The organism is Moorena sp. SIO3B2 (assembly GCF_010692525.1).
Taxonomy (GTDB): Bacteria; Cyanobacteriota; Cyanobacteriia; order Cyanobacteriales; family Coleofasciculaceae; genus Moorena; species Moorena producens.
Genome location: NZ_JAAHHE010000284.1, coordinates 1 through 8,068, shown reverse-complemented (window position 1 = coordinate 8,068; position 8,068 = coordinate 1). Strand labels below are relative to the sequence as shown.

At 43.0% G+C, this 8,068-nt stretch carries 7 protein-coding genes; 2 read left to right on the top strand and 5 right to left on the bottom strand.

Going from position 1 to position 8,068, the window contains the following annotated elements:
- On the bottom strand, positions 1–1,330 hold a 1,330-nt coding region (locus tag F6K38_RS31235; RefSeq protein ID WP_287358957.1), incomplete at its 3' end, for a protein kinase domain-containing protein.
- A gap of 543 nt (positions 1,331–1,873) precedes the next feature.
- Between F6K38_RS31235 and F6K38_RS31230 the strand changes: the two genes are divergently transcribed.
- A complete protein-coding gene (locus F6K38_RS31230) occupies positions 1,874–2,026 on the top strand; it encodes a hypothetical protein (protein ID WP_287358955.1) in 153 nt (50 codons plus the stop codon).
- A gap of 391 nt (positions 2,027–2,417) precedes the next feature.
- Here F6K38_RS31230 and F6K38_RS31225 read toward each other — a convergent pair whose 3' ends face one another.
- From F6K38_RS31225 to F6K38_RS31210, 4 genes are all read right to left on the bottom strand, one after another.
- A complete protein-coding gene (locus F6K38_RS31225) occupies positions 2,418–2,621 on the bottom strand; it encodes a hypothetical protein (protein WP_287358953.1) in 204 nt (67 codons plus the stop codon).
- Between the two features lie 96 nt (positions 2,622–2,717).
- Positions 2,718–5,639 carry an NACHT domain-containing protein gene (locus F6K38_RS31220; RefSeq protein WP_287358951.1) on the bottom strand — a complete coding sequence of 974 codons (2,922 nt, stop codon included), beginning with the start codon at positions 5,637–5,639 and terminating at the stop codon, positions 2,718–2,720.
- A 12-nt stretch (positions 5,640–5,651) separates the two neighbouring features.
- Positions 5,652–6,095, bottom strand: a complete 444-nt coding sequence (locus F6K38_RS31215; RefSeq protein WP_287358949.1) for a hypothetical protein — start codon at positions 6,093–6,095, stop codon at positions 5,652–5,654.
- Between the two features lie 181 nt (positions 6,096–6,276).
- Positions 6,277–6,444: a hypothetical protein gene (locus F6K38_RS31210; protein WP_287358946.1), complete on the bottom strand. Its 168-nt coding sequence runs from the start codon at positions 6,442–6,444 to the stop codon at positions 6,277–6,279.
- A gap of 105 nt (positions 6,445–6,549) precedes the next feature.
- On the opposite strand from F6K38_RS31210, the gene F6K38_RS31205 reads away from it, so the two are divergent.
- Positions 6,550–7,557: a zinc-binding alcohol dehydrogenase family protein gene (locus tag F6K38_RS31205; RefSeq protein WP_287358944.1), complete on the top strand. Its 1,008-nt coding sequence runs from the start codon at positions 6,550–6,552 to the stop codon at positions 7,555–7,557.
- Positions 7,558–8,068 lie beyond the last annotated feature (511 nt).

Genomic DNA, 8,068 nt, shown 5'->3' with positions numbered 1-8,068 from the left:
GGAGTTCCAGGGCGCTATTAAAGGCTTTAATTGCTCCGTCATAACGCTCCAACTGCTCCAAGGTTTTACCCCTACCCTTCCAAGCTGCACTATAATCCGGCTCAATTTGAATCGCTTGGTCGTAAGCATTTAGAGCTTCTTCATAGTACTTCAGGGCAAACAAGGTCTTACCCTGACCTTGCCAAGCTGGAGCATATTCCCCTCGGATTTCCACAGCTCGATTATAAGCGTCTAGAGCCTGTTCATAGCGCTTCAATTCTAAAAAGGTTTCGCCCTGGTTATACCAATCCGTCGCACTAAATTCCCTGAATATATTCACCATAAAAACCGTTGCTGCAAACCCCAATCCAATCACCCCGGTGTACAGTAACACTTGGTACGGTTTTAGTCTGAATCGTCGCGGTTTAGGAAGCAGGGGTTGTATAGATGACGCAATTCCCAACATTAAAGTAGCGCCAGTTTTAGTAGTATTAGTATTTGTGTTATTATTGCTATTTTTATTAGTAATTACAGTAGTTAGTGCTTGTAATGCTGAGGTAGCTGATTGGTAACGCTCTCGGAAATCATAGCACAGCATTTTATCTAAAGTATCGGCTAATTCAGCACTTACTGATATCTGGTTATGCCAGCTAATTTCCCCTGTATCAGGGTGAAGGGGCAATTGGTGAGGACGTAAACCGGTTAAACCAACAATCCCGATCATCCCGACAGCATAGATATCACTGCTTAATTTCGGGTAACCATTGGCTTGTTCACTAGGTCGATAGCCAGGAGTACCAATGGCAACGGTAAAGCCAGTATTGCCCCCTTCCAGGATTTGGGTACTCACTTGTTTAACCGCACCGAAGTCAATCAGTACTAATTTGCCATCTGATTTACGCCGAAGGATGTTTTGAGGATTAATATCTCGGTGAATAATACGCCGTTGATGGACAAATTCTAAAACTTTCAGGATTTCCTGCAACAGGGAAATAATCTGATCTTCATTCACCTGTTGTCCCGGTACAAGTTCCTGGCTGAGGTCTTCCCCTTCAATCAATTCCTGGACGAGATAGAATTCTTGATTTTCTTCAAAATACGCAAAAAGCTGGGGAATTTGCTCATGACTTCCCAACTGGTGTAGTATTTGGGCTTCCGTCTCAAACAGTCGCCTAGCCGTCTGCAATGTCAAGGGATCCGTGGCTACTGGCTTGAGCTGCTTAACCACACACTGATTTTCACCAGGCAAGTGTTGGTCTTCAGCTACGAAAGTTTGACCAAATCCACCTTGTCCCAGTTGACGAATAATTTTATAGCGTCCACCGATCGTTTGTCCAAGACCCAAGTTCATGCAACTTCTACTGCTCCGGGAAAACCTCACCACCTGTTAAAGGAGGTAGATCACTAGGTATAGCGCTATGCGCAAGGCAAAAGGCAAAAGGCAACAGTTAACTACAAGAGCTTTTCACTTTGTATCAATGTCTTAACCTTAATGCGTACTGCTATATAGTGCTACCAATCATAGTATACAAAACCCTTCAATAGTGATCGGAACATTATCCCTGGGAGAGGGAAGTAGTGCGTAGGGTGCGTTAGGGGCGGGCTTGCCCTGATGTTCAACCCCTAGAGCCAGTTTTGGGACAGCCGCACCGTAACGCACCACCAAGTAGAATGGGCGAATGTAGAATATTAAAATTGCCGAATCTCGTAGAGCGAAATTTTTAGCACAGAAAAATAATTAATTAACCAATAGATCAACTATAGCAATTCTCTATGCCATGAGGTACAAATGGATCCCCCGTTGGTTCCTCTTATAAAGGGTGACTTTGAGCTTAAGAAGCGTACTTCATAAATCCTAGAAACGCTATAATTACCAAAATAGGAGGAATAAAAAATGAAAGCAAAGACAATTAAGTGGGATGATATTCGTTCCCAAGTTCTGGCAAATCCAGAAGTTAAAGCCGAGTATGAAGCTCTAGAATTTGAGTTTAATATTGCTAGTCAGGTTATTGCCATCATAATGAATAATGAAGAATGTATAATTTAGAATGAAGAATGTATAATATAGAATGTAGAAGGGATAATTCCCAATTCTTAATTATTAATTCACAAGTCTCAAGTCTCAAGTCTTAATTATTAATTATTAATTATTAATTTACCAATTCTTAATTTTAATTATCAATTTGGCGTTGCTGAATCAAGGAATAAATGGGCGATACCTGGTTTTGGTAAAGCCCCCTAAATTCACCAATTTTGGTGGACTTTGAGAGTTTTTTTTAACCAAAATTGGGCACAATCATACCCAAAATCAGCAAAGCCGAATGGTAAATAGTGAAAGCAGAATTCCCAATTCTACATTCTCAATTCCACCATTTTAAACCAACTAAAGTAGGTTTAATCCAAACGATTTTGGTTTGCGATCGCTCTTTACCGTAGTGTTAGCGTCTTAGATTCCCTTTACGCCAATGTGTAGACTTTGGGGTTCCTTTTTTTTGGTCTACTTCTTTAGTAGGCGATTGGTAGTTTGCTCCTATAACTATCGGGTATTCTTCATTCTCGGGATTTTTGTTTGCGGAAAATCCCTGACCGGCAGTAGATTTTTTCTGGCTAAAAAGTTCCGGAAAAATCCATATAGCGCTCATTAGAATAAAAATCGCTATAATTTCAAGATTTTATGGTATTAAATCATGGGTCAAACGTTGTTTTTGCTTTGTTTACTGTTGTATCGCCCATTATCGTTACTCCAATGGATCAAGTGACCAAACAGAAAAATCTGTAAATTTAGTAGTCTTTCCATTAATTTCACTACCTTTGTAGAAGCCAGTTCCTATATAAAGCAATCTAGGGGATTGATGCTCTGATAAGTCAAGCGTAGCTATGTACTCGCCATTTACGAAAAAATAGGCTGTTTGATTTTCGACAATCAATCGCATGGTATTTGAACCGTTTGCTGAGACATCTAGGTTGTTAATCTTGCCTGAAGCTAGTGAGGGAACATTGGGATTGTTGTCTACAAGTTTGAGCTCCCAAGTTGAATTCGCACGGATTAACAAGCGATACTCAGCATTTTTTCCATTCCGAAATAAAAACCCATAGTCCCATCTACCTTTCCAGCAGTGATCATATGGGTTGAAGAAGCGTACTTGGGCAATAAAGTTCTGTAGAGGAATAGAGTTGCCCGGTAAATATCGGGTGATCTTTTCATTATTTTTATGGTCAAGTTGCCCCTCAGCAATCTCTACAATCAGGCGAGCCTTTTTTTCTAGAGACTTTACGATTAGAGGAATGGAGTTGCCCGATGAATCTAGGGTAATCTTGTCATGATCTTTATGGTCAAGTTGTCCCTGAGCAATCTCTACAATCAGGCAAGCCTTTTTTTCTAGAGACTTTACGATTGGCAGAATTGCCTGAGTCGTTTGCTGATCAAGAACTTTAGTAACTCTGAATGGTATGAAAGGAATACTCAGCAGGCAAAGTGCAATTAATGCAAAGATTGAGAAGCATTTCCGTCGCTGCGTGGATGGTGACAAACCAGTCGTCTGTAAGTCGTTTGCCATTGCCGCAAAATGCTCTTGTAAGAGTCGGTGGATGAAGATGTAGCCTCCACCAACCTTGACTAGGAATATGCGATCGGCGGCGTAGTCGAGAAAGTCAGCATAGTTCCAGGGAACCTGACCAGACCAAGAAAGAATAGAGCGTAGGATCAAGTGCTGGATACATGCTAAGCCACCAAAGACGATACCCAAAATGAGTACTGCAATCAGACCGTAGCTAAGTCCACGTTCTAGTCCTGTGGGTACTCCAATGGCAACTCCAAACGCTAACCCCAAGCTTATTCCCTGACGAAGAGCATTGTAGAGTGACTGCTGTATCCCCTGGTTAGGTCTGACATTACTTTCGATATTGCTGCGCGGCACTAGCCCTAACAGAAATGAACCGAAAAGACTAATGAACAATCCGGCAATCGGCGATCCTAAGCCAATAAAACCAGAAAACAGACCAATTCCCAAGCTAATTGGTAACCCACGCCTCAATGTCCTACGCCAAGACCAGGTTAGTATTTCGACTGGCTCAATCTTTGAGGTTTGGACAAAACCAGTACTCACTGCGGCAAGAGGAGCTGAGGTTAGTATAAATGGAGCTGTTCTTGCTGCTAATCTTTTCAGAACTTCAGGTATGCCATATTCCAGCCCAACTCCCCTGTACCTAGCAAGTGCAAACAGTAGTGCAAAGATCAAACCCTCGGGTATACCAAGTGTCAATCCTCCCACCCGCTTGAAACTAATCCGTTTGGTAGACTCCCAGACTAGTGCAAATATTAATCCACCTAGTGGACTATAAACTAGAGCAAACTCCAAACCCTGGCCTGAATATACTGCTATGATACCAAGTACTAGCGTAACGATTATGCCAATGAACAGCCTTACAATTAGGGTATAGAGTAGCCGCTTGGCATTCGATGTCAACCAAGATGGCTGCATTCGCTCAATCAAAAATATCGTTTGAGATTCTTGAACCATCCTTTGCGCCAGCCAAATTAACCAGTGCTTTACTTGCGCATCCTCGTATTTTTGATTAGTCTTACGACGCTTAAACATCTTCTCAATATATGCATAAAAGAGCTGCTTGCGCCGTTCCTTTATTACGTCAGTTCTGGGCAAATCCTCAACTGCTACTCCCTGATAAGCTAGAGTCATCATATTAAGCATTAGAGGCGATTGAGCTAACTGTTGTAAAACTATATCCTCTTCAATTAATGTCCTTAATCCTGTTAAATCATCCCCGACACGATTCAAGTAATGACAAACTTGATCTAAAATCAGTAATCTTATATAAACTGCTTTCTGAAAATTCAGACGATTAGGAAGAGCTTTATAATCTTTAATCCGACTACACACTACCAACTCGGCACCATACTTCTGATGAAATTTGTTCAAAGCAACAATACAGTCGTTTCGGTACTCCGCCTTTACTTCATCCAAACCATCAAGCAATGGTAGTAGTTGCTGTTGCGTTACCAAAGCTTGTCCAATTTTCTTGTTAACGTAATACTTAGTAGCCAGTTCCTCTACCAACCAATCAGTTATCGTCTGTCGTTTATTTGCCCAAGAGGAGAGGTTGAAGACTACAGGAATTAGCTGATCATTATCTTGTTCGGCATGAGCAATTAAATCCCGGGCGAGTTCCAGTAAGGTTGTGGTTTTTCCTGACCCTGGTTCTCCTAAAATTAGTAGGGTTCTTCCTGTCCCAATTTGGTCAAAAATATCAATTACTTTAGTCCCTTCAGGAAAGGGTTGAGGTGAGTCGTCACCGATTTCGAGAATTTCGCTCAAAGGATTAGTAATGGCATCGGGTCTCTCTTCTAATCCCAACTCCATCAATACCTGGTTATAGAGGGATTTTTCCAGAACGCCTTTGACCCAATCGTTCTTGACTTTAGTGAGTAATGCCTGACGGTTGCGTTTTTTTTGGTGTGGAGTTAAACTGCTAACCCAACCAACGAAAAAATTAAAGGTATTACCAATCCACTGGAACTGGAAAATACCATTCCCAATTCCACCTTGTTGTCCAACATTCTTTGAGGCTTCATTTGTTTGTTGAACACTTGGTTTCGACTTGGAGTGTTGTGAATTGGGGTCATGAGATGATGGTTCACTCATCAGTCATGAAAACTAAAGACTACCAAGTAAAGAACTGGCGGCGGCTGCACCTAACCAATCAACTACTTTCCCTAGGATAGGCTTAACTTTTTTAAATAAATTTGCGCCAGCTTCCGTATCCTTGCTGGCTTTTTCTAGTTCTTCAGCAACGCCTTCTAGATTACTTTTTACCAGTTCTTTTTTGGGTTTTTCTTTCTCAACGGCTTTTCTTGCAGCACCCAAATATGTAGCTATTTCTTCTTTAATTTCTTCTGGAATTTCAGCCGAACTAACCATCTGATCTAGCTGTGCTAACATTTGCACCATGTCTTGTTGGGTAACTTGTTCCCCTACTGACGCAGGTTCTTGAATGGAGGTAATTTGCTGGTTTTGGGTACTACCATCAGTAGCCGCTTGCTGTCCAACCCCCCCTGAACCTGTATTGAATTGAACAATACCACCGGGATTGTTTGTCATAATACCTATCTGTTTAACTTGTGTATTTGTCTAAGAGTCTAAGAGCTACGAGGAATTGCTGTACTTTATCTTAACAAACCTTGAGGGGAAAATCACTCACTGGAAAAATTTTCGTCGTGAAAGGATATTCTTCACTAGCTTTTCCCATCGCTTACTGGACATGCCAGTCTTGTTGATAGTTTCAGCTGTTATAGCATCTGCCATGACCAAGATCTGGTAGAGGAGGAGAATGCGTTCGCGTAGCGTGACCCAAAGGCCAATCGCAAAACTCCAGCAACTGTAATCCCTGCTTCACTTCAAGTGCTGGAGGAGCAAACCCTGCATCACCTAACAAAAATGTACATATCATGGTTTTCCCCATAAGTTGATTTAGGGTGGGCAGTGCAGCAGTATTAAACTAAAAACTGCTATAGAATCGAATCGGCGGCATTGATCATAAAAGGATAACCAAGATATGAAAGCCATAGGATATAATCAGCCTGGACCAATCACTGCACCAGATGCGCTGATCGAATTTGAAACCGAAACACCGGAATTAGGGTCACAGGACCTGTTGGTGGAGGTTCGGGGAATTTCGGTCAATCCTGTGGACGTGAAAGTGCGCGCCAAGATGGCACCAGAAAAGGGCACAAAGGTCATTGGGTATGATGCCGCAGGTGTTGTTCAACAAGTCGGCAGCGATGTCAGTAAATTTAAAGTTGGTGATGAAGTCTATTATGCCGGTGATATCACTCGACCGGGCACCAACTCCGAGCTCCATGCCGTTGATGAGCGGATTGTCGGGAAAAAGCCGAAATCCCTCGGCTTTGCGGAAGCAGCTGGTTTTCCACTGACCTCCATTACCGCCTGGGAAATCCTGTTCGACTGCCTCGGGGTCAAAGAAGGAGAAGGCAAGGGCGAGACTATACTGATTATCGGTGGCGCGGGAGGTGTTGGATCAATCCTGATTCAACTTGCCAAGAAACTCACCGGGTTGACCGTGATCGCAACTGCATCTCGTCCGGAAACCATCGAGTGGGTTCAAAAGATGGGTGCTGACCATGTGATCAATCACCGCCAGTCCCTTGTTGATCAAATCAAGGAATTGGGACTCGAGCCCCTTTATGTTGCTTCCCTTTCAGGATCAGACGGACATTTTCCTGGCATCATCGAGCTGATCAAGCCTCGCGGTCATATCGCAATAATTGATGACCCTCAATCCCTAGACATGAAATTGATCAAACCCAAAGCCCTATCTTTCACCTGGGAATTCATGTTTACTCGGTCGATGTTTCAAACGGAAGACATCGAAAAACAACATGAATTGCTGAATCGGGTCTCGGAGCTTATTGACGATGGCACCCTAATTTCCACTGTGACCAATAATCTTGGGAAAATCAGTGTGGAAACCCTCAAGACGGCTCATTCGCACCAAGAGAGCGGTCGTGCTATTGGCAAAAATGTGCTCGACGGCTTTAACTAAAACAGCATAGTCAAGGGTGGTAAGTTATCGCGATCAGATTGTAAGCCGTCAGCCGTCAGCCGTCAGCCGTCAGCCGTCAGCCGTCAGCCGTCAGCTAAGGTAACTCAGCATTATTCCAATGCTTACCTGTTGTCTTGATGCAGTCGCTCATGGGGGAAACCACGGCAGTCGCTCATGGGGGGAACCGACGGCAGTCGCTCATGGGGGAAACCCCCAAGACCGCGCTGCCTCCCCAAGACCGCGCTGCCTCCCCAAGACCGCGCTGCATCGCTTATTCAAAAGCACCATCTGTAGCACCTCAAGTAGCGTGCGCATAAGCTGATAGCTGATAGCTGATAGCTGATAGCTGATAGCTGATAGCTGATAGCTGAATACTTACATCATATTTTCAATTTTTAACGAAAACGAAGGAAACAAAAACATGGCTAAATTGACTCTTGTTGCTCATATCACAGCTAAAGATGACAAAATTGATCTGGTAAAGACTGAGCTTAAAAAGTTGATCGACATC

Excerpts from the sequence above, each read along its gene's own strand:
- F6K38_RS31230 (WP_287358955.1), top strand. The coding sequence starts at position 1,874 with ATGAAAGCAAAGACAATTAAGTGGGATGATATTCGTTCCCAAGTTCTG.
- F6K38_RS31225 (WP_287358953.1), bottom strand. The coding sequence starts at position 2,621 with ATGAGCGCTATATGGATTTTTCCGGAACTTTTTAGCCAGAAAAAATCT.
- F6K38_RS31220 (WP_287358951.1), bottom strand. The coding sequence starts at position 5,639 with ATGAGTGAACCATCATCTCATGACCCCAATTCACAACACTCCAAGTCG.
- F6K38_RS31215 (WP_287358949.1), bottom strand. The coding sequence starts at position 6,095 with ATGACAAACAATCCCGGTGGTATTGTTCAATTCAATACAGGTTCAGGG.
- F6K38_RS31210 (WP_287358946.1), bottom strand. The coding sequence starts at position 6,444 with ATGATATGTACATTTTTGTTAGGTGATGCAGGGTTTGCTCCTCCAGCA.
- F6K38_RS31205 (WP_287358944.1), top strand. The coding sequence starts at position 6,550 with ATGAAAGCCATAGGATATAATCAGCCTGGACCAATCACTGCACCAGAT.